General features: G+C 37.6%; 26 protein-coding genes. 18 read left to right on the top strand and 8 right to left on the bottom strand.

The annotated features are described in order from the left end of the window. Nucleotides 1–4: 4 nt before the first annotated feature. Both lgt and FNN08_RS11885 read left to right on the top strand, forming a co-directional pair. Nucleotides 5–823 (top strand): prolipoprotein diacylglyceryl transferase, encoded by an 819-nt coding sequence (lgt, locus tag FNN08_RS11890; RefSeq protein WP_143586057.1) that lies wholly within the window; start codon nucleotides 5–7, stop codon nucleotides 821–823. Then, nucleotides 823–1,674 (top strand): thymidylate synthase, encoded by an 852-nt coding sequence (locus FNN08_RS11885; protein WP_143586055.1) that lies wholly within the window; start codon nucleotides 823–825, stop codon nucleotides 1,672–1,674. The genes lgt and FNN08_RS11885 overlap by 1 nt, the downstream gene beginning before the upstream one ends. A gap of 105 nt (nucleotides 1,675–1,779) precedes the next feature. Here the strand turns inward: FNN08_RS11885 and rpsT are convergent, their stop codons facing one another. After that, nucleotides 1,780–2,040 carry a 30S ribosomal protein S20 gene (gene rpsT, locus FNN08_RS11880; RefSeq protein ID WP_143586053.1) on the bottom strand — a complete coding sequence of 87 codons (261 nt, stop codon included), beginning with the start codon at nucleotides 2,038–2,040 and terminating at the stop codon, nucleotides 1,780–1,782. A gap of 238 nt (nucleotides 2,041–2,278) precedes the next feature. Between rpsT and murJ the strand changes: the two genes are divergently transcribed. The 7 genes from murJ (at nucleotide 2,279) to FNN08_RS11845 (ending at nucleotide 10,586) form a co-directional block, all read left to right on the top strand. Continuing rightward, nucleotides 2,279–3,859 (top strand): murein biosynthesis integral membrane protein MurJ, encoded by a 1,581-nt coding sequence (gene murJ, locus FNN08_RS11875; RefSeq protein WP_143586051.1) that lies wholly within the window; start codon nucleotides 2,279–2,281, stop codon nucleotides 3,857–3,859. 187 nt (nucleotides 3,860–4,046) lie between these two features. Beyond that, nucleotides 4,047–4,991, top strand: a complete 945-nt coding sequence (ribF, locus tag FNN08_RS11870; RefSeq protein ID WP_143586049.1) for a bifunctional riboflavin kinase/FAD synthetase — start codon at nucleotides 4,047–4,049, stop codon at nucleotides 4,989–4,991. 8 nt (nucleotides 4,992–4,999) lie between these two features. After that, nucleotides 5,000–7,822, top strand: a complete 2,823-nt coding sequence (gene ileS / locus FNN08_RS11865; RefSeq protein ID WP_143586047.1) for an isoleucine--tRNA ligase — start codon at nucleotides 5,000–5,002, stop codon at nucleotides 7,820–7,822. Between the two features lie 58 nt (nucleotides 7,823–7,880). Next, nucleotides 7,881–8,396 (top strand): signal peptidase II, encoded by a 516-nt coding sequence (gene lspA, locus FNN08_RS11860; RefSeq protein ID WP_143586045.1) that lies wholly within the window; start codon nucleotides 7,881–7,883, stop codon nucleotides 8,394–8,396. Nucleotides 8,397–8,415: 19 nt separating this feature from the next. Beyond that, complete coding sequence (gene fkpB / locus FNN08_RS11855) at nucleotides 8,416–8,847, top strand: FKBP-type peptidyl-prolyl cis-trans isomerase (protein WP_143586043.1); 432 nt, start codon at nucleotides 8,416–8,418, stop codon at nucleotides 8,845–8,847. A 62-nt stretch (nucleotides 8,848–8,909) separates the two neighbouring features. Next, nucleotides 8,910–9,839, top strand: a complete 930-nt coding sequence (ispH, locus tag FNN08_RS11850) for a 4-hydroxy-3-methylbut-2-enyl diphosphate reductase (RefSeq protein WP_143586041.1) — start codon at nucleotides 8,910–8,912, stop codon at nucleotides 9,837–9,839. A gap of 153 nt (nucleotides 9,840–9,992) precedes the next feature. Beyond that, entirely contained in the window at nucleotides 9,993–10,586 is a 594-nt protein-coding gene (locus tag FNN08_RS11845) for a GspH/FimT family pseudopilin (protein ID WP_143586039.1), read from the top strand. Between the two features lie 33 nt (nucleotides 10,587–10,619). On the opposite strand, the gene FNN08_RS11840 is transcribed toward FNN08_RS11845, so the two are convergent. Genes FNN08_RS11840 through pilV form a run of 4 tightly spaced genes read right to left on the bottom strand, consistent with a single transcriptional unit; the run spans nucleotide 10,620 to nucleotide 13,055 of the window. Next, nucleotides 10,620–11,087 carry a type IV pilin protein gene (locus FNN08_RS11840; protein WP_143586347.1) on the bottom strand — a complete coding sequence of 156 codons (468 nt, stop codon included), beginning with the start codon at nucleotides 11,085–11,087 and terminating at the stop codon, nucleotides 10,620–10,622. Between the two features lie 19 nt (nucleotides 11,088–11,106). After that, the gene (locus tag FNN08_RS11835) at nucleotides 11,107–11,592 is read right to left on the bottom strand and encodes a pilus assembly PilX N-terminal domain-containing protein (protein WP_143586037.1); all 486 of its coding nucleotides are present in this window, start codon (nucleotides 11,590–11,592) and stop codon (nucleotides 11,107–11,109) included. A gap of 15 nt (nucleotides 11,593–11,607) precedes the next feature. Then, nucleotides 11,608–12,528 carry a PilW family protein gene (locus FNN08_RS11830; RefSeq protein ID WP_143586345.1) on the bottom strand — a complete coding sequence of 307 codons (921 nt, stop codon included), beginning with the start codon at nucleotides 12,526–12,528 and terminating at the stop codon, nucleotides 11,608–11,610. Nucleotides 12,529–12,533: 5 nt separating this feature from the next. Next, the gene (gene pilV / locus FNN08_RS11825; protein WP_143586035.1) at nucleotides 12,534–13,055 is read right to left on the bottom strand and encodes a type IV pilus modification protein PilV; all 522 of its coding nucleotides are present in this window, start codon (nucleotides 13,053–13,055) and stop codon (nucleotides 12,534–12,536) included. A gap of 362 nt (nucleotides 13,056–13,417) precedes the next feature. Here pilV and FNN08_RS11820 point away from each other — a divergent pair, with 362 nt between their 5' ends. From FNN08_RS11820 to FNN08_RS11800, 5 genes are read left to right on the top strand one after another with little or no spacing between them, the layout of a single operon-like run. After that, nucleotides 13,418–13,999, top strand: a complete 582-nt coding sequence (locus tag FNN08_RS11820) for a GspH/FimT family pseudopilin (RefSeq protein WP_143586033.1) — start codon at nucleotides 13,418–13,420, stop codon at nucleotides 13,997–13,999. After that, the gene (locus FNN08_RS11815) at nucleotides 13,999–14,766 is read left to right on the top strand and encodes a prepilin-type N-terminal cleavage/methylation domain-containing protein (RefSeq protein ID WP_143586031.1); all 768 of its coding nucleotides are present in this window, start codon (nucleotides 13,999–14,001) and stop codon (nucleotides 14,764–14,766) included. The genes FNN08_RS11820 and FNN08_RS11815 overlap by 1 nt, the downstream gene beginning before the upstream one ends. 1 nt (nucleotide 14,767) lies before the next feature. Beyond that, on the top strand, nucleotides 14,768–15,991 hold the full coding sequence (locus FNN08_RS11810; protein ID WP_185962648.1) for a PilX N-terminal domain-containing pilus assembly protein: 1,224 nt from the start codon (nucleotides 14,768–14,770) through the stop codon (nucleotides 15,989–15,991). Nucleotides 15,992–16,005: 14 nt separating this feature from the next. Then, nucleotides 16,006–18,078 (top strand): prepilin-type N-terminal cleavage/methylation domain-containing protein, encoded by a 2,073-nt coding sequence (locus tag FNN08_RS11805; protein ID WP_185962647.1) that lies wholly within the window; start codon nucleotides 16,006–16,008, stop codon nucleotides 18,076–18,078. Next, nucleotides 18,069–18,503 (top strand): type IV pilin protein, encoded by a 435-nt coding sequence (locus FNN08_RS11800; protein ID WP_143586026.1) that lies wholly within the window; start codon nucleotides 18,069–18,071, stop codon nucleotides 18,501–18,503. The genes FNN08_RS11805 and FNN08_RS11800 overlap by 10 nt, the downstream gene beginning before the upstream one ends. Nucleotides 18,504–18,595: 92 nt before the next feature. Here FNN08_RS11800 and nadE read toward each other — a convergent pair whose 3' ends face one another. Beyond that, nucleotides 18,596–19,429, bottom strand: a complete 834-nt coding sequence (gene nadE, locus FNN08_RS11795; RefSeq protein WP_143586024.1) for an ammonia-dependent NAD(+) synthetase — start codon at nucleotides 19,427–19,429, stop codon at nucleotides 18,596–18,598. Nucleotides 19,430–19,613: 184 nt separating this feature from the next. On the opposite strand from nadE, the gene glnB reads away from it, so the two are divergent. Beyond that, nucleotides 19,614–19,952 carry a nitrogen regulatory protein P-II gene (gene glnB, locus FNN08_RS11790; RefSeq protein ID WP_143586022.1) on the top strand — a complete coding sequence of 113 codons (339 nt, stop codon included), beginning with the start codon at nucleotides 19,614–19,616 and terminating at the stop codon, nucleotides 19,950–19,952. 72 nt (nucleotides 19,953–20,024) lie between these two features. Here the strand turns inward: glnB and FNN08_RS11785 are convergent, their stop codons facing one another. Beyond that, entirely contained in the window at nucleotides 20,025–20,789 is a 765-nt protein-coding gene (locus FNN08_RS11785; RefSeq protein WP_143586021.1) for an outer membrane protein assembly factor BamD, read from the bottom strand. 211 nt (nucleotides 20,790–21,000) lie between these two features. On the opposite strand from FNN08_RS11785, the gene rluD reads away from it, so the two are divergent. From rluD to clpB, 3 genes are all read left to right on the top strand, one after another. Beyond that, nucleotides 21,001–21,975 carry a 23S rRNA pseudouridine(1911/1915/1917) synthase RluD gene (gene rluD, locus FNN08_RS11780; protein ID WP_143586019.1) on the top strand — a complete coding sequence of 325 codons (975 nt, stop codon included), beginning with the start codon at nucleotides 21,001–21,003 and terminating at the stop codon, nucleotides 21,973–21,975. A 10-nt stretch (nucleotides 21,976–21,985) separates the two neighbouring features. Then, a complete protein-coding gene (gene pgeF, locus FNN08_RS11775) occupies nucleotides 21,986–22,723 on the top strand; it encodes a peptidoglycan editing factor PgeF (RefSeq protein WP_143586017.1) in 738 nt (245 codons plus the stop codon). A 175-nt stretch (nucleotides 22,724–22,898) separates the two neighbouring features. Beyond that, nucleotides 22,899–25,469 (top strand): ATP-dependent chaperone ClpB, encoded by a 2,571-nt coding sequence (gene clpB, locus FNN08_RS11770; protein WP_143586015.1) that lies wholly within the window; start codon nucleotides 22,899–22,901, stop codon nucleotides 25,467–25,469. Nucleotides 25,470–25,567: 98 nt separating this feature from the next. Here clpB and FNN08_RS11765 read toward each other — a convergent pair whose 3' ends face one another. Continuing rightward, nucleotides 25,568–25,981: a DUF4124 domain-containing protein gene (locus FNN08_RS11765; RefSeq protein WP_143586013.1), complete on the bottom strand. Its 414-nt coding sequence runs from the start codon at nucleotides 25,979–25,981 to the stop codon at nucleotides 25,568–25,570. Between the last annotated feature and the right edge of the window lie 592 nt (nucleotides 25,982–26,573).

Genomic DNA, 26,573 nt, shown 5'->3' with positions numbered 1-26,573 from the left:
TTATATGACCCTTGCTGCAATTCAATTCCCGATTATTGACCCAATAATTTTTTCAATCGGACCTGTTGCCCTACGTTGGTATGGCTTAATGTATTTAGTTGGTTTTGTTTTTGCGATGATCATTGCTAACAAAGCGGCAGATAAAAGTAATGGCTTATGGACACGTGACCAAGTAAGTGACTTATTATTTTATGGCTTTTTAGGCGTAATTTTAGGTGGTCGTGTAGGTTATGTGCTGTTTTATAACTTCGACTATTTCTTAACCGACCCTATTTATTTATTTAAGATATGGACTGGGGGGATGTCCTTCCACGGTGGCTTGCTAGGGGTAATTGCTGCGGTTGCAATCTTTGCTAGAAAAGAGAAAAAAGGCTTCTTAGAAGTGGGCGATTTTGTTGCGCCATTAGTACCTCTTGGCCTTGGGGCCGGGCGTATTGGTAACTTTCTTAATGCCGAGCTATGGGGCCGTGAAACCGATGTGCCTTGGGCTATGGTATTTCCGACCGACAGTTTACAGTTAGCGCGTCATCCATCACAGCTCTATGAATTCTTCTTAGAAGGCGTTGTACTGTTCTTTATCGTTTATTTTATTGGCCGTAAGGCAAAAGCTCCTGGTTTAGCTTCAGGGCTTATTTTAGCCGGTTATGGCGCCTTTAGAACCTTTGTTGAATTCTTCCGTGAACCAGATGCGCATTTAGGCTTTATTTTCTCGTTTGTATCGATGGGACAAATACTTTCAATGCCAATGATCATTATCGGCTGTGGCTTAATTTGGTGGTCATTAAAGCAAGGTTCAAGCAGTAATAATAAGAGTAAAGCTTAATGAAACAATATTTAGATTTATGCCAGCGCATTATTGATGAAGGTAGCTGGATTGAAAACGAAAGAACGGGTAAGCGTTGTTTAACCATTATTAATGCCGATTTAGAGTATCAAGTTGGCAAAAATGAATTCCCAATTATTACCACTCGTAAAAGCTTTTATAAAGCTGCTATCGCTGAGTTACTTGGCTACATTAAAGGTTATGATAATGCAGCCGACTTTAGAGCTTTAGGTACTCCTACATGGAATGCTAACGCCAATGAGAACGAAGCATGGCTAAACAACCCGCACCGTAAAGGTGAAGATGATATGGGCCGTGTTTATGGCGTGCAGGGTAGGGCTTGGGCTAAGCCTGATGGCGGTAGTGTAGATCAATTAAAGAAAGTTGTTGATAACTTAAGCAAAGGTATTGATGATCGCGGTGAGATAATCAGCTTTTACAATCCAGGTGAGTTTCATATGGGGTGTTTACGCCCATGTATGTTTCAACATCAATTCTCACTTCTTGATGGTACGCTTTACCTTAATAGTTACCAACGCAGCTGTGATGTCCCATTAGGGCTTAACTTTAACCAAATACAAGTATTTGCCTTCTTAGCTATCATGGCGCAAATCACCGGTAATAAAGCTGGTGTTGCTTATCATAAGATAGTTAATGCCCACATTTATGAAGATCAAGTTGAGTTAATGCGTGATGTGCAATTAAAGCGAGAGCCTTTTGCTTCTCCGCAATTAATTATTAACCCTAAAATTAAATCACTAGAAGATCTAGAAACATGGGTAACCATGGATGATTTCGATGTGGTTGGCTATGAGCACCACGAAGCAATCAAGTACCCATTCTCGGTGTAATTAAATATCAAGGTGTCAGACACCTTGATATTTATTTCAGTTGAATTTTAGATATAAAAAAACCGGCATAAGCCGGTTTTTTTAATGTTAAAACAAAAGTTCTAATTAAAGAGCTTTAATTTTAGCATTTAAGCGGCTCTTAGCACGAGCAGCTTTGTTTTTGTGAATTAGACCTTTACTTGCGAAACGATCTAAAATCGGAGTTGCTAATGCGAACTCTTTTGTAGCTTCTTCTTTGTTACCAGCTTCGATTGCAGCGATAACTTTTTTCAAGTATGTGCGCATCATTGAGCGACGACTTGCGTTGTGTTGGCGACGCTTTTCTGATTGTACAGCGCGCTTCTTAGCAGACTTTGAGTTAGCCAAGGTGAACTCCTAAAATAAATAATAATTGCCGAAATTTAAGGCGATGAAATATGCCTGTTTTAGAAGGTTTTGTCAAACCTTTTATCTATTGATTAAACAAAAAATAACAAATTCATGTAATATTTTGTTTAAACAGGCACAAGCAGTGGATAAGATGATACCATTATTTATCGCCAATGACTAAAATAGTTAGTGGTTTTTTCACTATTTTCATAAAAATAATAAAGGAGTAGCAATTTTGAGCAAAAAATTGCTTAAATCTGGGCTAATCGTCAGTTTTATGACGCTTATCTCAAGAGTTCTTGGTTTAGTACGCGATGTGGTTATCGCCGATAAAATGGGTACCGGTACAGGGGCCGATGTTTTTTTCTTTGCTAATAAAATTCCAAACTTCTTACGTCGTTTATTTGCTGAAGGCGCATTTGCACAAGCATTTGTTCCTGTTTTAAGTGAATACCAAGAGCTTGATAAAAAAAATGGTACTAATGAAACTCGTGAATTAATTGCCAAGGTAAGTGGTACTTTAGGTGTCATTGTAACTATCGTTACCGCGATAGGTGTTATCGCTTCACCAGTTTTTGTGGCTTTGTTTGGTTTTGGTTGGTTTTTAGATTGGCTAGATAATGGGCCTTTTACTGAAAAATTTGATCTAGCCTCGCAATTATTAAAAATTACCTTCCCGTATTTATGGTTTATTACCATCACTGCACTTGCAGGAGCTGTGTTAAATACTTTAGGTAAATTTGCTGCAGCAGCTTTTACGCCAGTACTGCTTAATGTTTGTATTATTGGCGCCGCGATATATTTATCGCCTTTATTTGACGTTCCTGCGTTTGCATTAGCGTGGGGCGTATTTTTAGGTGGTTTAACTCAGTTTTTATTTCAAATACCATTTTTAATCAAGGCAGGCGTGTTAGTTAAGCCTAGTTGGGGCTGGCAACACAGCGGCGTTAAGAAAATTCGTAAATTGTTAATACCTGCATTATTTGGTGTTTCGGTAACGCAAATTAACTTATTACTCGATACCTTAATTGCCAGTTTTTTAATCACGGGCTCTATTAGTTGGTTGTACTATGCGGATCGATTATTAGAATTCCCGCTTGGCTTATTTGGTATTGGTATTGCCACTGTTATTTTACCCAGTCTGTCACGATTACATTCAAGTCAGAACCCAAATGAATTCTCAGCAACCATAAATTGGGCGATTAAAGTCGTTAGTCTTTTAGGTTGGCCAGCAATGGCAGGACTTATGGTGTTAGCACAACCAATTATTATGGTGCTATTTATGCGCGGAGAGTTTAGTGAGCAAGATGTTACGCAAGTATCATTCGCTTTATATGCTTATCTAAGTGGCTTGTTAAGCTTTATGTTTATTAAAGTCTTAGCACCCGGTTATTACGCTAGACAAGATACTAAAACGCCGGTGGTTATTGGGATTAAAGCCATGATCGCTAATATGGCATTTAACTTAGCATTAGCGCCGTTTTTCGGTTACGTAGGCTTAGCTATGGCAACAGCAATGTCAGCTACTCTAAATGGATTTTTGTTATACCGAGGCCTTAAAAAACAAGGTATCTATCAATTTGATTTTGCAACTAAAATGGTTGTGTTTAAGTTGATTGTCTCTGCGGGCATTATGGCCGGAGTAATATATTACTTATCGCCTAACTTTAGCTCGTGGTTAGAGCTAGGTTCGTTGGAGCAAATTTTACAACTGGCGATGCTGATTGGTATTGGCGCAGTGAGTTATTTTATCAGTGCGATCATTTTAGGTATTCGTTTACATCACTTTACGGTAAAAGTTGAATCTAGCCAGTAAAAATCTCTATAAAAGTTTGTCAATTTGTTGGTTTTTTATTTAGCAAAAGCGATGAAAAACCAATAAATTCTAAATAATCACAAAAAAACATCAACAAATGTGCAGTTAGTTGCCCCAAGGTGCTGATTATTCACTCCTACTAAGATATAATTCGTCGGTTTTTAACTTGCTCAGGATTTAGGTTTACATGCAATTAGTTCGTGGTATACATAACCTTCGTGACAATCATCACGGTTGTGTGCTCACTATAGGTAATTTTGATGGTGTTCATTTAGGACATCAACGAGTCATTGCCGCTTTAGTAGCTAAAGCTACAGAACTTAATTTAGTGCCCGCAGTAATGGTGTTTGAACCACAGCCACAAGAGTTATTTAATCCACAAATGGCTCCAGCTAGGTTGAGCCGTTTACGAGATAAGTACTCGTTGTTGAAAAAATTGGGCGTGCAGAGGTTAATTTGCGTTAACTTTAATCGTGAATTTGCTAATCAAAGCGCCGAAGATTTCATTGAAAAATTGCTCGTAGAAAAACTAGGTATTAAGCATTTAATTATTGGTGATGACTTTTGTTTTGGGAAAAACCGTTTAGGTAATTTCCAAATGTTAAAAGAGTCGGGTCAACGTTTTAACTTTAACGTAACTGATACCGCAAGTTATAAACTTTCAGATTGCCGTATATCGAGCACTGAAATACGTAAAGCCTTACAACAAGATGAACTGGCTGAAGCTCAAGCTATGTTGGGCCGAACGTATAGTATTATCGGCCGTGTAGTTCATGGTGATAAACAAGGGCGAAATTTAGGTTTCCCAACCGCCAACGTATTATTAAAGCGTTGTGTGTCACCGGTTAGCGGTGTTTATGTAGTGCAAGTTAAAGCACTTGGTAAAGAATTTAATGGTGTTGCCAATATAGGCTCTAGGCCAACAGTAAATGGTATTAGGCAGCAACTCGAAGTAAATATATTTGATTTTAGCGACAACTTATACGGACAACCAATTGAAGTAGCACTATTGAAAAAACTGCGCGATGAGCAACGTTTTGCTTCTTTAAAAGAATTGACCGACCAAATTGCAAAAGATGTTAAGCAAGCAGGTAGTTATCTACAGGCTTTAGAAACTGATACTAACGGATAAATGATTAAATGAGTGATTATAAACATACTTTAAACTTACCTGATACTACGTTCCCTATGCGTGGTGGTTTACCTCAAAGTGAACCTAAAATGCTAAAAAAGTGGGCTGAAAAAGACTTGTACGGTCAAATTCGTGCTGCTAAAAAAGGCAAAAAATCATTCATCTTGCATGACGGCCCTCCGTACGCAAATGGTAATATTCATTTAGGCCACTCAGTTAATAAAATCTTAAAAGATATTATCGTTAAGTCGAAAACATTGTCTGATTTTAACTCGCCATACGTACCAGGTTGGGACTGTCATGGTTTACCAATTGAATTAGTGGTTGAGAAAAAGTGGGGCAAGCCAGGTAAAAAACTTAACTCAAGCGAGTTTCGTCAAAAGTGTCGTGAATACGCACAAAGACAAGTTGATGGTCAACGCGAAGACTTTAAGCGTTTAGGTGTTTTTGCTGACTGGGAAAACCCATACCTGACAATGGATTTTAAAACTGAAGCGAACATTATCCGCGCTTTAGGTAAAATCACTGAAAACGGACACTTACATCAAGGCTTTAAACCTGTACATTGGTGTACAGATTGTGGTTCAGCTCTTGCTGAAGCAGAAGTTGAGTATCAAGATAAATTCTCTCCTGCAATAGATGTGAAATTTACAGCCGAAGATTCTGTTGCTGAATTATTTTCTCATCCAGAAGGGCACAGCGGTGAAGGCCAAATTTCAATTATCATTTGGACTACTACGCCTTGGACATTACCTGCTAACCGCGCGGTTTCTGTTCACCCAGAATTACAATACACCTTAGTACAAGTTGAAGGTGAGCAAGGTCCACAACGTTTAATTTTAGGTACAGACTTAGTTAAAGACTGTATGGATCGTTTCGGTATTGAAAAATACCATGCGTTAGGTTTTTGTGACGGCTCAGCATTAGAAAATGTACAAGTTAATCACCCATTTTATAACTTTACGGTGCCAATTATTTTAGGTGACCATGTAACTACCGATGCTGGTACTGGTTGTGTTCACACTGCACCTGGTCATGGTGTAGACGATTTTAATGTTGGTCGTACATACAACTTAGAAGTTGCGAATCCTGTTGGCGCAAATGGTGTTTACTTACCTGATACCGAATTATTTGCTGGTCAGCACGTATTTAAAGCTAATGACAGCGTTGTTGAAGTATTAAAAGAGAAAAATGCCTTAATGCATCACCATGCATTTGAGCACTCTTACCCACATTGTTGGAGACATAAAACGCCTATTATTTTCCGTGCAACGCCGCAGTGGTTTATCAGCATGGATCAAAAAGGTTTACGTGATGAGTCATTAAAAGAGATTGCAAAGACTGAGTGGCTCCCTGACTGGGGTGAAAGCCGAATTCAAAAAATGGTTGAAGGCCGTCCAGACTGGTGTATTTCACGTCAACGTACTTGGGGCGTACCAATTGCTTTATTTATTCATAAAGACACAGGTGCACTTCACCCAAATTCAATTGAATTAATTGAAACCGTTGCACAAAAAGTTGAACAAGCAGGTATTCAAGCTTGGTTCGATTTAGAGCCGCAAGAGCTAATTGGCGATGATGCTCAAGAGTACGTGAAAGTACCTGATACGCTAGATGTATGGTTTGATTCAGGTGTATCACATTACTCAGTAGTTGATGCTCGTGAAGATTTTGATAAGCACGCTGATTTATACCTAGAAGGTAGTGATCAACACCGTGGTTGGTTTATGTCTTCTATGATTTCTTCGGTAGCGATGACGGGTAAAGCACCATACAACCAAGTATTAACACACGGTTTTACCGTTGATGTTAATGGTCACAAAATGTCTAAATCTTTGGGCAACGTAGTTATGCCAAAAGAAATCACCGGCAAGTTAGGTGCGGATATTTTACGTTTATGGGTAGCTTCGGTTAACTATACACAAGAGATCACAGTGTCAGATGAGATCTTTAAGCGTCAAGCTGATGCTTATCGTCGTATCCGTAATACCTCTCGTTTCTTATTAGCTAACATGAATGGTTTTGAGCCCAGTCAACACGCCGTAGCTTTAGAAGATATGGTTGCGTTAGATCGTTGGGTTGTTGGCCGCGCTGCGCAATTACAAGAAGAGATTATTGCTGCATATGACAACTACGAGTTTAGCTCGGTAGTAAGCAAAATCATGAATTTCTGTACTAATGAACTAGGTGGTTTCTACTTAGATATTATTAAAGACAGACAATACACAGCCAAAGCTGATGGCTTAGCTCGTCGCTCTTGTCAAAGTGCATTATTCTTAATTGCCGAAGCTATGGTTCGTTGGTTAGCGCCAATCTTATCATTTACAGCACAAGAGATTTGGACTGCATTACCAGGTGAGCGTGATGAGTTTGTATTTACTGGTGTGTGGTTTGAAGGTTTAGAAAAACTAGATCAAAACACACAAACCAATGATAAATTCTGGTCATCGTTAATTGCTGTTCGTAATGAAGTAAATAAAGCCTTAGAGCAAGCTCGTCGTGACGAAGTTGTGGGCGCTGCATTACAAGCTAAAGTAACTCTTTACACAAATGAAGAGTTAGCTAAGCAGTTATTAACTGTTGGTGATGAATTACGCTTTGCTTTAATCACATCAAGTGCTGAAGTTGTTGTCGTAACTGATGCGCCAGAAGGGGCAATTGCTACAGAATTAGACGGCTTATGGTTAAGCGTTGCTGCTTCAACAGGAACTAAATGTGATCGCTGTTGGCATTACACTGACGATGTTGGCACAAATGAATCACACCCTGAGTTGTGTGGTCGTTGTGTGACAAACATTGAAGGTGATGGTGAAGTTCGTCAGTTTGCTTAATTTTGCAAAACTCAGGTTAAGTGTTAAAGCAAAATTAAATTTATAGAGTAGTAATAAAATGGCGAACACAGAAAACAGCATTTTTAAAGACACCGGCTTGCGCTGGCTTTGGCTAGCAATTGTTATGTTGATACTTGATCAAGTAACTAAGCAAACCGTTGTTGCATTAATGGATTATCGCGAGTCAATCGCGGTAATGCCATACTTTAACTTAACTTATGTACATAACCCTGGAGCCGCGTTTAGCTTTTTAGCCGACCAAGGTGGCTGGCAACGTTGGTTCTTTACTGCAATTGCTGCAGGCGTAAGTTTGATGTTAGTTGTATGGATGGCAAAAACGCCCAAACAAGACAAAGCAATATCGATTGCTTTCGCGCTTATCTTAAGTGGCGCACTAGGTAATTTAATTGACCGAGTGATGTTTGGTTACGTTATCGATTTTCTTGATTTTTATGTAGGTAATAAACATTGGCCTGCATTTAATATTGCTGATTCAGCTATTTTTGTTGGCGCAGCTATTATGATATTTGATGCTTTTAAAGGTGAGTCGAAAAACGACTCAGCTGAGAAGTAAAGCTCTGGAGTACAGTAGTATGTCTAATAAGACAGTTGTAAATGATTCAAGCATAATGATGCATATTACCATGAAGCTTTCTGACGGCTCTGCTGCAGATAGCACTAAGGTAAATAATAAACCTGCTAAAGTTAATCTTGGCGATCAAAGTTTATCTCCAGCTTTTGAAGCTCAACTTTTAGGTTTAAGCGCAGGTGATAGCAAAGAGTTTACCTTAGCTGCCGCAGATGCGTTTGGTGAAGTGAACCCTGATAATATTCATTATGTAGACCGTACAAAGTTTAGTGAAACACCGGCAGAAGTTGGTAGTATCGTTACTTTCACTCAACCAGGTGGCGAGATCCCCGGTATTATTCGTGAAGTAAATGACCTATCTGTTACGGTTGATTTTAATCACCCTTTGGCAGGACAAGAGATCACTTTTGCTGTTGATGTAGTAGAAGTACTTTAGAGTATTAACGAGTTCGAAACTCATGAACCTCACTAAAAGATTTAAAGGCGTTTAGGAACACTATGGAAATTATCTTAGCTAACCCTCGCGGTTTTTGTGCCGGTGTTGACCGAGCAATATCTATTGTTGATAGAGCATTAGATTTATTTGATGCACCTATCTATGTTCGCCATGAAGTCGTGCACAATAAATTTGTCGTTAATGGCTTAAAACAACGTGGTGCTATTTTTGTAGAATCACTAAGTGAAGTACCTGACGATAAAACAGTGATATTTTCTGCCCATGGTGTATCTAAAGCGGTTAGACAAAAAGCTAAAGATAGAGGCTTAAAGGTGTTTGACGCCACTTGCCCATTAGTAACTAAAGTTCATATGGAAGTAACTAGAGCTTCACGTAAAAATCACGAATGTATTTTAATTGGTCATGCTGGACACCCTGAAGTGGAAGGCACAATGGGCCAATATGAGTCAGAAATTGGCGGCATTTATTTAGTTGAGTCTGAAGAAGATGTAGCTAAGCTTGAAGTTAAAAACTCAGATGTGTTGTTTTATTGTAGCCAAACAACCTTGTCGGTTGATGACACCTCAAGTGTTGTTGATGCGCTGCGAGCAAAATTTCCTAATATTCAAGGCCCGCGTAAGGACGATATTTGTTACGCGACCCAAAATCGCCAAGATGCTGTTCGCTCTATAGCAAAAAAAGCAGAACTGTTATTAGTAGTAGGAGCCAAAAATAGCTCTAACTCTAACCGTTTGCGTGAGCTATCAGAAAAGTTAGGTACAACTTCTTATCTTATTGATGGCGCCGATGATATTCAATCAGCTTGGCTAGAAGGTGTTGACAAAATAGGGGTAACTGCTGGTGCATCCGCTCCTGAAGTATTAGTTGCGCAAGTGATTGAAACCTTAAAAGCCCTAGGCGGTAAAGTTGTTATTGAAAATCCGGGCCGAGAAGAGACCACAGTATTTGCTGTACCTGCAGAGCTAAGATAAGTAAAAGTTAAACAGAATAAACCATAAAAATGCCTCGTATTTACGAGGCATTTTTGTTTCTAATACGGTCAAATTTCTAATAAGTTTGCGCTTGGAATATCACCATTTACTTCTATACTTAATATTGATTTTATTATAAGCAAGGAGGCTTAAATGAAGTATTTTATCAACCCAAATCAAACTAAATTCAACAACCATGCTGGCTTCTCATTAATTGAGTTAACGGTCGCACTCTCAGTCACCGCAATTCTCACTTCTATCGGTATGCCTAGTTACAATGATTTAATTAAAAAACAGCAAATTTCGGCGGATATAAATCGTTGGTATCGCGCCTTTAATCTAGCTCGTCATACTGCAATTATTAATTCAAAGATTGTTACTTTGTGTCCAAGTGACAATGGTGAACAATGCACTAGTAATTGGCAAGATGGAGGATTGATATTTGTTGATGATAATAAAAATCATCTACGGGATTTTGGTGAGCAATTAATTCAGGTTATTGCTAAAAGTTCAGATGAACATAATATTACTTGGCGGGCTTTTCAAAACAGGAACTATTTACAATTTCAAGAAAATGGTTTTACTTGGGCGCAAAATGGTACGTTAAGAGTATGTAATAGTGACACTAGCCTAAAATATAACAGGGCTATAATCGTAACACGCTCAGGGCGCTTAAGGTTATCTCAAGATATTAACGGTGATGGTATTGAAGATGATGCTTCGGGTAAATCGATAACTTGTAGTTGAATCAAAATTAACAGCAAAACTTATTAATAATAATTAAAGCCAGCATTTTGTGTTTAGTATGCCTTGCTCTGTGTAGCCATTTCGCTGGTTTAAATTATTTATCGTTAATTGCCGGCAGTCGCGATCATTTATTTGTGAATTGATCGCTTGTGCTTTTATAGTAAAGCTATCTTGGCCATCAACATTATAGTATTTAACTTGAACGGATAGCTGATAAAATTTATCAACTGTTAAGAGGGTTTGATTATTTAAGCCATCCTGCGATATTAAGTCAGATGAGTAACTTAAGTTTTGATTATAAAATTTCTCTTGTGCTACAGCTAACTTCATTAAAGTTGATTTTGCATCACTGCGGTGTGCTTTTAAAACATAGTGCTGATAGTTTGGGTAAACAATTGCGGATAGTATGGCTAAGATCAAGATAACGATTAATAACTCAATTAAGCTAAAAGCCAACTGCTTAACCAAAGTGATTGCGTTGTTTATAACTGCAAGTCGCATATTATTATCCTTAGTAAATTTATGCTACAGGCACAGCAAAGAATGATTGTTCAATATGTTGACTACCTTGCCCTAGTTGGTTGAATACAACTATTTTAAAAAGCTGGTGTTCAATGCCATTGTTACTGCCATAGCTTTTAACGTGTTGACCTAAATAAATAACCACGTATTTACTGTTGTTTATACTGCTTATCACTGAGTTATTATCCTGCCAGTTAATATCATTAATTGATAAATCAAAGGCATATGGAAAATAGCCATTGCGTGCAATATTAAGGTCAGCATTGCTTTTGATTAAATCCATAATAAATAACCTAGCGTTGCTATAGGCATAATCGGCATTATTTTTACTTTGCAGCTTTAATAACTGTTGATTCGCCATTTTAGTCTCGACAAAACTGTTTTGATAAAGCGAAGTAGCCACTAAGGTAACCAGTAACAACATAATTAAGTTGGTAGCTAGCACTAAACCACTTTCATTTGATGCATAAGGTTTGTCGATCATATCTTTGACTCTTTTTTAATAAGCTAAAGTAAGCTGATAAACCTGGCGGTGAAAATTATCCATAGGTTGGTAAACCTCATCGCCAAGGTAATAGGTAGTTTTATCAAGATGAGAAAAGTCAGGGCATCGACTGCGTACTAATAAATCAACTTTTACGCTCTTAATATTACGCCAGTTTGATACCTGATCAGCGTTAACGTATTTATCAGGAGCAGAGTTTTGATCCTCATCAATGCCGAATTGCACTTGCAAATTTTCAACGCCACTAAGTAGCTCTTCTTTTTGCGGTCGACCATTAACTAAGGTTTGCCAATGAAGGGCGGGGATCACTTGATTATTACAACGTCTATTACTATCACCTATAAAATAACTATGGCTAATAACTTGATGAGGCTTAGCCGCTATAGGCAAAGAATTTATGACAAGGTTTTGATCTTTACCTAAAAATGCCTTGTGCTCGTTGCCATTACTCTTTATGTATAGCTGTTCATTATCAATAATCGTTGTTGGTGTTGGCTCTATATATCTGAGAGTTAAAATATCACCACGCAGGTAATCGTCATTGGTTACACATGTATAATCGCCGCTTGAATTGTTCACCGCAAAAATACTTTGCTTAAGTTGAGCCCCCCAACTATTGCCTGCTTCAACGCAAGTTTGATTTAACTCATCACTTAAATTTAGGCTGCCGTTAATCTCACTAAAAGCAAGTAAGCCTGCCCAATAACTGCTATGGTTTATATCTGTAGATAAAAAATTAAAGCTAAAGCGAGCATTTTCTTGCATATGTGCAGATTGTTTTACCACTACAAAACTTTTATTAATTAACAATAATGACTGCATGCCCATTGTTAACATGAATAAACCAAGTGCTAGGGAAATCATTACTTCTATTAAAGTAAAGCCAGCCAAATTTGTTTTATCAACAGAATACATGAGTATTAAAATTGACGATTAATTTTTACGCATTCTAAATCAGCCGAAGTTTGTTTTGGGCAATTGTTACCTGCAGAGCCATCTCTATTTTCATCCCAGTGGACAATAATGGTCGCACGATTATTATTAATTAATATTTCCCCTGATCCTGCTGGTAATGATGCACTGATCAAATTTTGCCATTGCAATAAATCATATTGCGCAATTTCATTTGGCGAACAACTACTGACCTGACAGTCGATTGAGGCTGATGGCAGTTGTTTAAAGTTTAATTGGTAATTGGCTAAGACCGTACTATTTGCTTCAATGTGCGCTGACATCTTTTGCACCAGTAAATTAGCTTTTGTTTGAAATTGCGCAATTTGTGTATCGCGTAATGAGTTGAGTTGTAATTTGGCTATACCTAACATGCCAAAGGCAAGGATACTCATGGTTATGAGCACTTCTAAAAGGGTAAAGCCATAGTTAGGTTGGGTAAATAATTTAGCGTATTGCTTAGCGTTAATTGTAGAGGTGTTAGTAGTCATTGAGTCACATCCTTGTTATCAAATACTGTATTAACGAATAGCTTATTATTTTATTTATTCAAACTAATTTATGTTAATTTCAATGGTTTTTCTTCTCAATAATAACTATTCGATGTGGTAAAAGTTACCTAACACTTTAATAATTAGTGAAAAAATAGCTCTAATGTTAAAAGGGTGCTAAATTTAAGATAGTCTATAAAATTAGCGTCTATTCCTTTTTCGTGAAAAAAAAGTAATAATGGGTTAGCGCAACAATTTATAAATAACAGAATAACAACAAATAGTGCAATTTATAGGATATAACTTTGCGATACAAAGGAAGCGCTATTAAGGCGGATGCTCTTAATAGTGGGTATTGAATTATGAAAAAAACAAAAGGGTTAACACTAATTGAAGTGTTAATCACCATTCTAATAATTAGTATTTTAGCTGGGGTTGCAGGCCCTAGCTTTTTACGTTCATTTGATTCTCGCAAGCTGGTTAGTGCCACTGAGCAACTTTATTCACACTTGCAGTTAGCTCGTTCCGAGTCATTAACTCGTTCTGCATCAATTTATTGGACAGCCAATTCGTTAGGCTCAAAAAGTTGGGCATTTGGTTTTAGTACCTCAGCCAGTTGTGATCCGCTAATTACATCTAATACAGCCGCTAATGCTTGTGTATTAAATATTGATGATGGTGACGGTAATTATGTCGCAGCTGATGATGATGTCTTACATCGTATTAGTGGCAGTGACTTTGATGACATCACTATTCGTCGTACATACACTTCTCTAGCTACCGATGCTATTACTTTTGATCATCTCCGAGGCACTATTGACCAAAATAATCGTTATTATACCCTAACATCAGCATTGGGTAGTACTGTGCGAATCCATCTGACTTTACTTGGTCGAGTTAAAATTTGCTCTGATGACCTTAGCGATTATAAGGACTGTAATTAATGATAAAACTTCATAAAGGCTTTACCCTTATCGAATTATTACTATCCATGGTTTTTGGTTTAATTGTACTTTCCGGGGTTACTTATATTTATGTTGCTGTAGTTGGAAGCAGTGCAAGTACACTCAAATCTAGCAAGTTGAATACTGAGTTAATGACGATTATGAGTGTTATGACTAATGATGTGCGCCGAGCAGGTTATTGGGCCAATACAGCGGATTTAGCATCAGAAAATCCTTTTCAACAACTTGGCGTTTCAGCCTTAACTGTTGTTAATTCCTCTTCATCTAATACACAAATCACCGATGATAGTAGCGTCGATGGTGAGTGCTTATTATATTCATACGACCTGGATGAAGATGGAGAGTTAGGGTTGGGGACTGAGTTTTTTGGCTTTCGCTTAAATGCTGGCGCAATTGAAATGCGAGTAACAAGTACTATTACTGAAGGCGATAATTGTAATGATGGTAGTTGGGAGCAAATTAGTGATCCTGATTTATATACAGTCAACAGCTTGGCTTTTAATCGTCAAAACTCTGCTTGTGTAAATACTTCTGAACCGGATGGTATAGACAATGATGGTGTGGATGGTATCGACAATGACGGTGAGAGAGATTGTTATGATGTTACACCCGAAACCTTGGATGTAACCGTTGAAACACGTGAAATAAATATAACTATTTCAGCTTCTTTGGTTAACGATACAGAAGTTAATCATACTGTAAGTGAAACCGTTAGAGTGAGAAATGATTTGGTTAGGGTGCGTTAATATGAAACCAAGAAATATAAATCTAATGCACATGAAAAAACAGCAACAAGGTATGGCTGTATTGGTCATTTCAATTATCTTACTAGTACTAATTACTCTAATTTCTTTGTATTTAGCTCGAAGCGTTTTAGTTGAGCAAAAAATGGTAAGTAATGATTTTAGAGCAAGGCAAGCTTTTGATAATGCCGAAGCAGGTTTAGCTCTGGCAATGGAAGCGATAAGTGATGATAAATATTGGGACGAAGATGGTAATGTTTTAGGCGTTTTTGATCTTGATGCTGGCGATGGTATTAATGACTCGAATACTGGTGATTTAGATAATGGCAGTGTATCTATTAACGTTATTACAGTCGTTATTAATGAACTCGATGCATATACAATTGAATCTACCGGTTTAAGTGATGACGGTACTGCTTCTCGAACTGTTACAGCTGATATGCGCGCGTTAAATCCTTTACCTAATATTCCTGATAACCCTTTGAGTACTAAAGGCACAATTATTTTAGGTGGCTCCGCTACAATACATAATCCCGAGGGACACAGTACCATTTGGAGTGGCGGGGATGTCGATGTTGGCTCAAATAACTCAACGGAAACTACAATTGCCGATCCAAGTGATCCTAACTATCCAAGATGTATGGATGATGGTAGTTGTAATACGGTTGAAACCTCTAGTCGCGATAAAATTGGACTTGATATAATTGAACATGACTCAGACTTAGCTAACTTAACTGCAGCGGAAATGTTTGAAAACTTTTTTGGTATGAGTCCAGAGCGCTATAAAGAAGTGATGAGTGATGTAATTATTGGCGGCCCTGATGCTAGAGGGGAGTGCGGTAACACTTGGAATGGCTGTGTTGATGGTTCACAAAATGACATTATTTGGTATGACGGTGACGTTAGTGAAAATGGTGGCTCTATGGGCTGTGCACAAATAATTACCGGTGGCAATGTTTGTGCGGAAAATGATCAAAGGCCTTCAGTCTTAGTTATAGATGGCGACCTTGATTTGCAAGGTACACCTCATTTTTATGGCATTGTTTATGTTATGGGCTCTATCTTAGGTACTGGTAATAGCACTTTTCACGGCGCATTAATTGTAGCAGGTGATCTTGCTAACTCTACTAGTGGTAGTTTAGATGCACATTATGATTCTAGTCTTCTGAAAAAAATAAAAGATAATGGACCTAAAGCTGTCGGTGCTGGTAGTTGGAAAGATTTCTAATGGGAGTAAATGTAATGAATTTACGTAAAAATCATGGATTTGGTTTAATTGAAGTGTTAGTCGCTTTAGCTATTATGGCCGTAGGTTTACTAGCTGTAGCTAGTTTTCAAAGTGGCTTAATAGGTGAAAGTGCAGAGAGCAAAGCCCGTGCAGAAGCGGTCGCTATTGCCCAAGATCGGATTGAGCAAATACGAAACTATACTGATGTTGCTTATGATTCTGCAGCTTTCGATACTTTATTTGCTGATATTAGTGAAGGTAATGCAACAACATTTACTGGTAGCAATACCGTTTTTACTCGCACAGAGACAATTGTCGAGCCAAACGATACTAAAGAAATTGATGTGATAGTTAGCTGGGTAGATGTTTCTGGTGCCAACCAGCAAGTCGTACTATCAACCGAGATATCTTGGGAATCACCGAGTCTTGAAGGTGAATTGGATAATGAATCATCAGCACCTCTCGTACGTTCAGCGACAGGGCGCGCGGAATTAGGAGCCGGTGATGTTCTTGATTCTGATAATGTCGTTAAGGAACTTGGTGAGTTACTTGGTTTAATCGACCGTGGTGATGGTGATTTACGACTATCCAGTGGTGAAGACGTAGTCTTAACTTTAAAAGATGCATGTTTACTTGATGATGAAGGTGCTCGTACAGAGGTTCCGTGTACTGACTTTGTAAAAATATCCGGTCGTGTATTTATCGATCAAACAACTCAAGCAACAAATCCTACCGATGTGTTTGTTATCGCATCTGATGCTGCTTTTTGTCAACGTTATTACCTTACTAATAAATACGATGCTTTGGGTAACCTTATTGCTGTAGATGTTCCTACAGATATTAAAGATGCTGATATATCTAACTTTGCCACAAAGCCAAATGGTGATTATTTATATTATTACTACACCTGCTATTTAGGTGGCGGTTGGCATGGTAATATCGGCTTACTTGTTACTGCAAAAAACAATTCACAAGATACAGTTAAAGCCTGTGTTGGCGACCCTACATCTTTAGATGCCTATGCTGACCCTGAAGTTGCTATTCGTCGTGTATATCGAGGCATGGCATTTAAATATATTGATGATGCCCATACGCAAAAAGAAATGAATGGCGATGAAATTGTTTATTACACTGTTGGTGTAGCTGATGCTCTTCAACTACCTGATCCTGATGACGAGACACAAGTACCGCATGACTTTGTTATTTCATCGATTAGTGGCTCTGATGGTAGTGAGTGTATTTCAGAAGGTATTATGGTTCGAGGTGACAGTAATGATGGTAGTGAGTTTGCAGGTAACCCTACGTCGTTTTATTGTCTAAATCAAAACGTAAACTTTGTTGATCAGATTAAGTTAGATGCTCTAGATTATGGCGTAGATGAAGCTTGCCCATTTGACCCTAGTGATCCTCCTAATCAAAAACATACTATCAGTGGTGTGGTGAATATTTCTGCTCCATTGAATGATGTAAATACTGTATTTGTTCGCACTACCAATGTAAATACGTCTGATGGACCGTTAAATTGTGTTGTCGATACAGATAGTATGACTCATGATGGAAGTAACTATGTTTTACCTTATAGTTGTGATGTTTATCAATGGACTAATCCTTGGAGTGGGTACTTGCAAGTTACACCCAATCTAAATCAGTTTACTTGTACTCGATACCGTAAAAGGTTCACTAGTATCGGTGATGATACTTTTAATATAGATTTTCAATGTGAAAATAAAATCGACAATGGCATCTATGGCAATATTGTCATAAGTGGCAATAACTCATCATTAGCTACTGCTATTAATATTTCAGGTGACGTGAATGAGTTCGGTGACAATACTTGTTCTACCGATATTAAACCTGATTATAGCTGTGCTACGGTTAACTTCTTAAATTCTGATACTTGGAGTGGAACAGTTACACTTTCTGGTACCAAACTTTGTACTAAAGTCGTTAGTGATCCAGATGGCGTAGTAACCATTAATGAAGATGCCTCTAGTAAAGCAACTATAATTACCATAACTAACGCTAGCTCTGGCAACATCAGCATTGATATATCAGATGAACAAGCAGGAAATCCTAAATGTCCTTAATAAATAAAAACAAAAATAAAGGTTTTACCTTAATTGAGTTAATGATTGTTGTTGCTATTATCGGTATTATTGCCGGTATTGCATATCCTTCGTTTAGTGAATCAATCAAGAAGTCGCGTCGCGCTGATGCCCGTGGTGGTTTAGTTGAACTGGCGTTATCACAAAGCAAATTGAGAACAAGCTGTACAACTTACGGTAGTACCATTGGTGCAGCAAATAGTTGTGCTAATGCTACTGTAAAGGGTCGTAGTACAAGTGAGAATGGCTATTATACATTTTCAATAAGTGGCGCAACAGGAAATGCCTATGTACTAACCGCTAGCGCGAAAGGGGCACAACTTAAAGACACAGCTTGTTTGTCAATGACAGTAACGGTGAACGCTTCAAATCCAAAAGGTTTAAAAGCGCCAGAAGCTTGTTGGTAACCTAAAGTAAAGATTAACTATTTTTAACTAAAAAGACCTTCAATAATGAAGGTCTTTTTTTATATGTAGATAAAATTTAGCTGGAAGCTAGATTAATCGTAAATAGTTGGAATAGCTTGGCGTTTATGTTGAGTATTGTTAAAGATAGCAACTAACTTATCTTCCACTGAAGAATCTATGTCCTTACCCTCTAAGAAATCATCAATGTTGTTATAGCTTAAGCCAAGTGCAACTTCATCTTCTTTACCTGGTGCTAACTCTTCTAAATCAGCTGTAGGAGCTTTAACGACAAGTTTTTCTGGTGCACCTAAGGTTTTAGCTAATAAACGAACTTGACGCTTACTTAAGCCAAATAATGGCACTAAATCACATGCGCCATCGCCCCATTTAGTGTAAAAGCCGGTAATATTTTCAGCACTATGATCAGTACCAATTACTAGGCCGCCTAAAATACCTGCTAAATGATATTGCATTACCATACGGGTGCGAGCTTTCACATTACCTTTTGAAAAATCTAAACGATGCTCATTTGCATCAAGTAAGCCATTTTCTGCTAAAACGCTTACCGCTTCATTGTGAATACCGTCAGCGCCTTGCATGATATTAGTCGATACACAGTGGCTTGGCTGAATAAACTTAACCGCTAATTGGGCATCATCTTCATCCGCTTGTACGTTATAAGGTAGTCGTACCGCGATAAATTTATATGTAACTTTTGATTGTTCTTTATTTAATTCGTTAACAGCTAGCTGAGCCAAGCGGCCACAGGTAGATGAATCAACGCCACCACTGATCCCTAAAATCAAGTGTTGTAATCCAGAGTTAACTAATTGCTGCTTAATAAAATTCACACGGCGAGTAATTTCAAATTGAGGATCAATCTCAGCTAATACTTTCATTTCAGCTATTATAGCTTGGCGGTTCATATGGGGCCTTAAAGGTTATTTTTAATGTCTATATTCTAACTATGATAATGTTGGCTTACTACTGTGTAAATTGAAAAAATCTAAGTTATAAGCATTTTTATTAATTATTTTTATAACTAGCTATTTATCTTAGCGAAATTTTAGTTAGAATGAGTTAATAAATAACTTTTTGGTAACAAATAAAATGAAAAAAATAGAAGCCATCATTAAACCGTTCAAAATGGATGATGTACGAGAAGCATTAGCTGAAGTAAGTATTACTGGTATGACTGTATCAGAAGTAAAAGGATTTGGTCGTCAAAAAGGTCATACTGAACTTTATCGTGGCGCTGAATATATGGTTGATTTTTTACCTAAGGTAAAAATTGAAATCATTGTTGCCGATGAAGACGTTGACCGTTGTGTTAATACTATTATTGAAACGGCGCAAACTGGTAAGATTGGTGATGGTAAAATTTTCATTACTAACGTTGAGCGTGTTATTCGTATTCGCACAGGCGAAGAAGACGCTGCAGCAATTTAACTCTTTTCTTTACTCATAAAAAAAGCGTGCCATGCACGCTTTTTTTGTAGTTAAAATATCTAGTATCTAGCTTTAAAGCCCTTTCACCATTTCGTTATTAGGGTAGTTAACCGATAATACTTGACGAGCATTTTTTTGTAAGTCATCAAGACCAAGAATTCCATAACATTCAATCATAATAACCAATGCATCTTCAACTTGATCACCACCAGGGAAGTATTCAACAATATAACGGGCACGGTTCGCAGCAGCAGCATAAGCTTTTCGCTCAATAAAGAAACGGGCTGCAGCAATTTCATAATCAGCTAAGCGACTTTTGATAGCAATAAGCCTTTTGCGAGAGTCTGGGGCGTATTTACTATCAGGGTATAAAGTTAAAATTGTTCTAAAGTCAGTAAATGCAGAGCGCGCGTGTACTGGATCTCTGTCACTTCTGTCGATTCCTGCCATTTCTTGGAAAAGATTTTCTTCGTTAGAAAGGTGCATTAAACCACGCATGTAATAAACGTAATCTACATTTTTATGGCTAGGGTTTAGTCTTAAAAACCTTTCTACTAAAGCAATACCTTGTGCTGTATTTCCTGATTTGTAATAAGCATAAATTAAATCAAGTTGTACCTGATGAGAAATAGCACCAAAAGGGTAGCGAGAATCAATCGCTGATAAAATTGGAATAGCTTTTTGGTATAAGCCATTATCTAAAGCACTCTTTGCATCTAAATAAAGCGCTTGTGCAGATTTATCAGGAACTTTTTCAACATCTTCTGGTGAAGATGAACAGCCTGCTAAGCCTAGAAAAAACGTAAGAGTTAGAATTTTTATTGTAAACTTGTTCATAAATTTTGGATGTCTGCTTAAAATAATTGTGAAAGCCCCGCATAAAGCAGGTAAAATACTTAAATCGAATAATACTTAGCATTCTAACCTAGCTTTAGTGCATTGCACAGTGCTAAATAAATGCAGTATTAAATATTTACCAATGATACTCAAATACAGTGGCTATAATCGTACCGTATGGGTATTGAGGTATTAATTAATAGAGACTTCAATGGCTGAAAAAATTCAACATCAGGATATCGTTCCAGATTCGTGTTTAGGTAAACGTCTAGACCAAACTATTGCGCAAATGTTCCCGGATTATTCTCGCTCTCGTCTAAAAGATTGGATTTTAGATGGTAGTGTGCAAGTTAATGGTGAAGTGGTAACTCGTGCCCGTGAAAAAATGATGGGTGGCGAAACTATCAGTATTAATGCAGCCGTTGAAGTTGAAGTTCATTATAAAGCACAAGATATTAAGTTAGATATTGTCTATGAAGATGATGATATCTTAGTTATTAATAAACCAGCTGGCTTAGTTGTTCACCCTGGAGCAGGTAATCCTGACGGCACTGTATTAAATGCTTTATTACACCATTGCCCTGAGCAAGATAAGTTGCCTCGTGCAGGTATTGTTCATCGTCTTGATAAAGATACAACTGGCTTAATGGTTGTAGCAAAAACAATTGCTGCACAAACAAACCTTGTTGAGTCTCTTCAGGCAAGAGAAATAACTCGAGAATATGAAGCAATTGCCAATGGCATCATGACTGCCGGCGGTGTAGTAGATGAGCCTATTGGACGTCATGCTACCAAGCGTACTCATATGGCGGTTGTTTTATCTGGTCGTCCATCAGTAACTCATTATCGTGTGGTTGAAAAATACCGTTTACACACTCGTTTAAGGTTGCGCCTAGAAACTGGTCGTACTCACCAGATCCGTGTACATATGTCTCATATTCAACACCCTCTTGTTGGTGATCCTGTTTATGGTGGTCGCCCAAGACCGCCTAAAAATGCAAGTGAAGAACTAAGAGAAATATTACGAGGCTTTAAGCGACAAGCGTTACATGCTGCATTGTTATCACTTTATCATCCTATCACTGGTGAGCTAATGACTTGGACAGCACCTGTACCTGACGACATGGTTAAAGTTGCTCTTGCACTGCAAGAAGATGCTAAGTTAAATATTGTTGAAGACTTCTAATTTTAGTTAAATGAATTCAATCATTGATATCAATTGGCCAAGGCTAACAAATGTCTTAGCAGCAACTACATCAAGACAAGGTGGTATTAGTTTACCGCCTTTTGATAGTTTTAATTTAGGTGATCATGTTGCAGATAATATTGAACATGTTCAACTAAACAGGCAGCGTCTTAGTCAGCAATTTAATTCAAAACAACCTATTCAATGGTTGAATCAAGTCCATGGTGGTGATGTCGTTGAAGTAACTATACACCAGCAAACTCCGATTACAGCCGATGCGGCTTTTACAAAATCTAAAAATATCACTTTAGCCATACTTACTGCCGATTGTTTACCTATATTACTAGTAAATCAACAAGGCGATGAGATTGCTGCGGTTCATGGTGGTTGGAAACCTTTGGCTGCTAATATTATTGCCAATACTTTAGATAAATTTAGTTGTAAAGGTACAAGTGTTAAAGCTTGGTTAGGCCCTTGTATTGGCAGTTCAACCTTCGAGGTTGGCGCCGAAGTAAAAGCTAAGTTTTTATCACTTGATGTAAAGTTAGAAAATTGTTTTATTGAGCAAGGCAATGACAAATATCTAGCTGATTTACAGGCAATCGCTCGATATTTGTTAACTTGTAACTGCGTTAATTCTATTGATGCGCTTGCTGAGTGTACATTAACGCAAGCTGATAAATACTTCTCTTATCGCCGTGACGGAAAAACCGGCCGTATGGCAAGTTTGATTTCAATTCAAGCCTAAGCAAAGACTAGTAATAACATTAAAATTCCATAGTACAATGGCTAGTTTACACTCTATTAAAATTTGATTTAAAACAAGTTTACCTTTCAAACTAGTATCTAGATATTGAAAATTACCTTCCTCGTACCTATCTCTTAAGTAAGAAGTTATTTTATTGATCGTTTAGGAGATATTTATGCGTTTAGATCGCCTTACTCAAAAATTCCAACAAGCCCTAGCAGATGCTCAGTCTTTAGCTTTGGGCAAAGATCATCAATTTATTGAACCTGTTCATTTAATGCTGGCACTAATCAATCAATCAGGTGGCACAGTGCTCCCATTGTTGAAAAATTTAGGTGTTGATGTCACGAGCTTTCGCGCAAGTCTTGCCACAATCCTAGATAATACTGCCAAAGTAGAAGGTAGCGGGGGAGAAGTGCAAGTCTCCAACCAATTAGGCAACATCATTAATTTATGTGACAAGTTAGCACAAAAGCAAAATGATAAATTTATTTCATCAGAAATGTTTATCTTGGCTGCACTGCAAGACAAAGGCAAGTTAGGTCAATTGCTAAAACAATTAGGCCTTAATGAAAAAGAAGTAAAAGCGGCAATTGAAAAGGTTCGTGGAGGTCAAACGGTTGATGACCCTAATGCTGAAGATACTCGCCAAGCATTAGATAAATATACGGTTAATTTAACCGAGCGAGCAGAGCAAGGTAAATTAGATCCGGTGATTGGCCGTGATGAAGAGATCCGCCGAACAGTTCAAGTTTTACAACGTAGAACAAAAAACAACCCGGTATTAATTGGTCAACCTGGTGTTGGTAAAACTGCCATTGTTGAAGGCTTAGCGCAACGTATTGTTAATGGCGAAGTATCGGAAGGATTAAAGAACAAACAAGTTTTATCATTAGACATGGGAGCTCTTATTGCCGGCGCTAAGTATCGTGGTGAATTTGAAGAACGCTTAAAAGCTGTTCTCAGTGAGCTAGCGAAAGAAGAAGGGGAAGTGATTCTCTTCATTGATGAATTACATACTATGGTTGGCGCAGGAAAATCTGACGGTGCCATGGATGCGAGCAATATGTTAAAACCTGCACTTGCCCGTGGTGATTTACATTGTGTTGGTGCAACAACGTTAGATGAGTACCGTCAATATATTGAAAAAGATGCAGCGCTTGAGCGACGTTTTCAAAAAGTATTGGTCGATGAGCCAAGTGTTGAAGATACCATTGCTATATTACGTGGTTTAAAAGAGCGTTATGAATTACACCATAGTGTTGAGATCACCGACCCTGCAATTGTTTCTGCAGCAACATTATCCCATCGTTATGTGAGCGATCGTCAGTTACCCGATAAAGCAATCGATTTAATCGACGAAGCTGCATCAAGTATTCGCATGCAAATGGACTCAAAGCCAGAAGAGCTTGATCGTCTTGAGCGACGTTTAATCCAGCTGATGCTTGAGCAAAAAGCGTTAGAGAAAGAATCAGATGATGCATCGAAAAAAAGGCTGGCTTTGCTTAATGAGCAAATAACCGCTAGTCAAACTGAATTTGATCAACTCGAGCAAGTTTGGAAAAAAGAAAAAGCATCCTTATATGGCACGCAGGCGATAAAAGCTGATCTTGAACAAGCAAGAATGGATCTTGAAATTGCTCATCGTGCTGGTGATTTAAATCGAATGTCAGAATTACAGTACGGCCGTATTCCTGAACTAGAAAAGCAACTTGAATCATCAAGTACATCTGAAGTGGTTGAAACCGTACTTATTCGTAATAAAGTAACCGATATTGAAATCGCGGAAGTATTATCAAAAGCCACAGGTATACCTGTAGCAAAAATGCTTGAAGGTGAAAAAGATAAACTTCTTACTATGGAGCAGTCATTACAAAAAAATGTGATTGGTCAAAAAGAAGCTTTATCAGCAGTATCTGATGCCATTCGAAGATCTCGAGCTGGCTTATCCGATCCAAACCAACCAATTGGTTCATTTATGTTTCTTGGGCCTACAGGAGTTGGTAAAACCGAGCTAACTAAAGCTTTAGCTAACTTTTTATTTGATAGTGATGACGCCTTAATTCGTGTTGATATGTCTGAGTTTATGGAGAAGCACTCCGTAGCTCGTTTGATCGGTGCTCCTCCTGGCTACGTAGGTTATGAGGAAGGCGGCTATATTACAGAAGCTGTTAGACGCAAACCATACTCAGTAATATTACTCGATGAAATAGAAAAAGCTCATCCAGATGTTTTCAATATATTACTGCAAGTATTAGATGATGGTCGTCTCACTGATGGCCAAGGTCGAACAGTTGATTTTCGCAATACGGTGATCATCATGACATCTAATATGGGATCAGATCTTATTCAAGAGTTATCAACCGAAAGTAGCTACGAAGAACTTCGAAATACTGTTATGGGTGTTGTTGGCCAGCACTTTAAACCAGAATTTATTAATCGTATTGATGAATCAGTTGTATTTCATCCTTTAGATGCTGAGCAAATTAAACAAATAGCTAAGATACAACTTAAGCTTCTGTCTAAGCGTTTAGCGGATAGACAAATAAGTTTAGAAGTAAGCGACGAAGCATTAACTAAGATATCTGAAGCTGGTTTTGATCCTGTATTTGGGGCACGACCACTGAAACGTGCGATACAACGCCATGTTGAAAACCCATTGGCTCAAGCTATTTTAAATGGCCAATTCAATGTAAATGATGTTATCAATATCGATGTTGAAGATGATAACCTAGTGATTAACTAACGGATCAGATATCCAAATATTCAAAAGCCTTACTATGTAAATAGTAAGGCTTTTTGTTTAGGAATGAGATTGCAGTGAAATAGTTTAAATTAGAAAGACTAATAACAATAGTCTTGTACATCCTTTTCAACAGAGCGGATTCGGTCTAGTTTTTCTTTATCAGTTAAAATTCTTGATTTACCATTGGCATCAGTAATTTCAATTTTATCAAAATCAGTTAAAGTTCTCAGATTTGCTTTAGCGTTATTACATTTAGCCACTGATGCGTGCACAATTTGAGTAGATGTATCTGCTAATTCGTCTTTTTCAGGTTTAATGCCATTCTTTAATGGCGCTTGAATTGGAGAGTAGTGTGTATCTATTTTGATTTCAGCGTAATCATCTTCAATTGGATGTTGTTGTGTATAGTGGATCACACCATTTTCATCAACCCAACGATATACAGTCACATCTTTCGCGAAAGATTGTGAGCTAATTATGAATGCGATTAATAAAGAGAATATCCTATTCATATTTATTCCTTGTTTAATTTACTACCTATTTGAGACTTGGAAACAAGATAAACTTATTCAAAATGCCTATTTAAATAAGTGAACCTACATTTATTATATATGAGTTAGACTAAACCCGTTAAATAATAATGCCCAATATGTAATTAATTGACTAAATTTAGTTGTTTTAATAACGTTAATTTACACATTAGATTAAAAAATAATCAAACGGAAGTTTTTTTTCGATTATTTAAAAAAAGGTGTTGATCTTCACCTGCAAATCTATAAAATGCGCTCCACTTCTTCGGGGCAACCCAAAGAACGGTTAGAAGGTTAGATGTTAAGAATTACTTAGTATTTAACGCCAACAAAAACTTTTTAAAATTCTTTTTGAAAAGCTGTTGACTTCCTAACTGAGGTGCTTATAATGCGCCTCCTGCTTCGGGCAAACGGCAACGTTAGCTACAAGCAATAAGAGTTAAGCGAATGCGACTTGCTCTTGTTATAAACGAACGTTTATAACCTCTTTAACAATTAGTTATCATGCAATTTGTGTGGGCACTCACATTGATGTTGATTTTACATAGCTACTTAGTAGCAAATTAACTTAATG

The organism is Thalassomonas sp. M1454, assembly GCF_007097525.1.
Taxonomy (GTDB): Bacteria; Pseudomonadota; Gammaproteobacteria; order Enterobacterales; family Alteromonadaceae; genus Thalassotalea_A.
The sequence above is the reverse complement of the archived record's forward strand: the minus strand, read 5'-3'. Positions and strand labels throughout refer to the sequence as shown.

Coding starts and splice junctions, on each gene's coding strand:
- FNN08_RS11815 (WP_143586031.1), top strand. CDS start 13,999: ATGATAAAACTTCATAAAGGCTTTACCCTTATCGAATTATTACTATCC.
- FNN08_RS11785 (WP_143586021.1), bottom strand. CDS start 20,789: ATGAACAAGTTTACAATAAAAATTCTAACTCTTACGTTTTTTCTAGGC.
- FNN08_RS11840 (WP_143586347.1), bottom strand. CDS start 11,087: ATGCGACTTGCAGTTATAAACAACGCAATCACTTTGGTTAAGCAGTTG.
- lgt (WP_143586057.1), top strand. CDS start 5: ATGACCCTTGCTGCAATTCAATTCCCGATTATTGACCCAATAATTTTT.
- fkpB (WP_143586043.1), top strand. CDS start 8,416: ATGTCTAATAAGACAGTTGTAAATGATTCAAGCATAATGATGCATATT.
- FNN08_RS11835 (WP_143586037.1), bottom strand. CDS start 11,592: ATGATCGACAAACCTTATGCATCAAATGAAAGTGGTTTAGTGCTAGCT.
- glnB (WP_143586022.1), top strand. CDS start 19,614: ATGAAAAAAATAGAAGCCATCATTAAACCGTTCAAAATGGATGATGTA.
- rluD (WP_143586019.1), top strand. CDS start 21,001: ATGGCTGAAAAAATTCAACATCAGGATATCGTTCCAGATTCGTGTTTA.
- FNN08_RS11800 (WP_143586026.1), top strand. CDS start 18,069: ATGTCCTTAATAAATAAAAACAAAAATAAAGGTTTTACCTTAATTGAG.
- FNN08_RS11820 (WP_143586033.1), top strand. CDS start 13,418: ATGAAAAAAACAAAAGGGTTAACACTAATTGAAGTGTTAATCACCATT.
- ileS (WP_143586047.1), top strand. CDS start 5,000: ATGAGTGATTATAAACATACTTTAAACTTACCTGATACTACGTTCCCT.
- ispH (WP_143586041.1), top strand. CDS start 8,910: ATGGAAATTATCTTAGCTAACCCTCGCGGTTTTTGTGCCGGTGTTGAC.
- pilV (WP_143586035.1), bottom strand. CDS start 13,055: ATGACTACTAACACCTCTACAATTAACGCTAAGCAATACGCTAAATTA.
- nadE (WP_143586024.1), bottom strand. CDS start 19,429: ATGAACCGCCAAGCTATAATAGCTGAAATGAAAGTATTAGCTGAGATT.
- FNN08_RS11845 (WP_143586039.1), top strand. CDS start 9,993: ATGAAGTATTTTATCAACCCAAATCAAACTAAATTCAACAACCATGCT.
- FNN08_RS11810 (WP_185962648.1), top strand. CDS start 14,768: ATGAAACCAAGAAATATAAATCTAATGCACATGAAAAAACAGCAACAA.
- FNN08_RS11805 (WP_185962647.1), top strand. CDS start 16,006: ATGAATTTACGTAAAAATCATGGATTTGGTTTAATTGAAGTGTTAGTC.
- ribF (WP_143586049.1), top strand. CDS start 4,047: ATGCAATTAGTTCGTGGTATACATAACCTTCGTGACAATCATCACGGT.
- lspA (WP_143586045.1), top strand. CDS start 7,881: ATGGCGAACACAGAAAACAGCATTTTTAAAGACACCGGCTTGCGCTGG.
- FNN08_RS11885 (WP_143586055.1), top strand. CDS start 823: ATGAAACAATATTTAGATTTATGCCAGCGCATTATTGATGAAGGTAGC.
- pgeF (WP_143586017.1), top strand. CDS start 21,986: ATGAATTCAATCATTGATATCAATTGGCCAAGGCTAACAAATGTCTTA.
- clpB (WP_143586015.1), top strand. CDS start 22,899: ATGCGTTTAGATCGCCTTACTCAAAAATTCCAACAAGCCCTAGCAGAT.
- FNN08_RS11830 (WP_143586345.1), bottom strand. CDS start 12,528: ATGTATTCTGTTGATAAAACAAATTTGGCTGGCTTTACTTTAATAGAA.
- FNN08_RS11765 (WP_143586013.1), bottom strand. CDS start 25,981: ATGAATAGGATATTCTCTTTATTAATCGCATTCATAATTAGCTCACAA.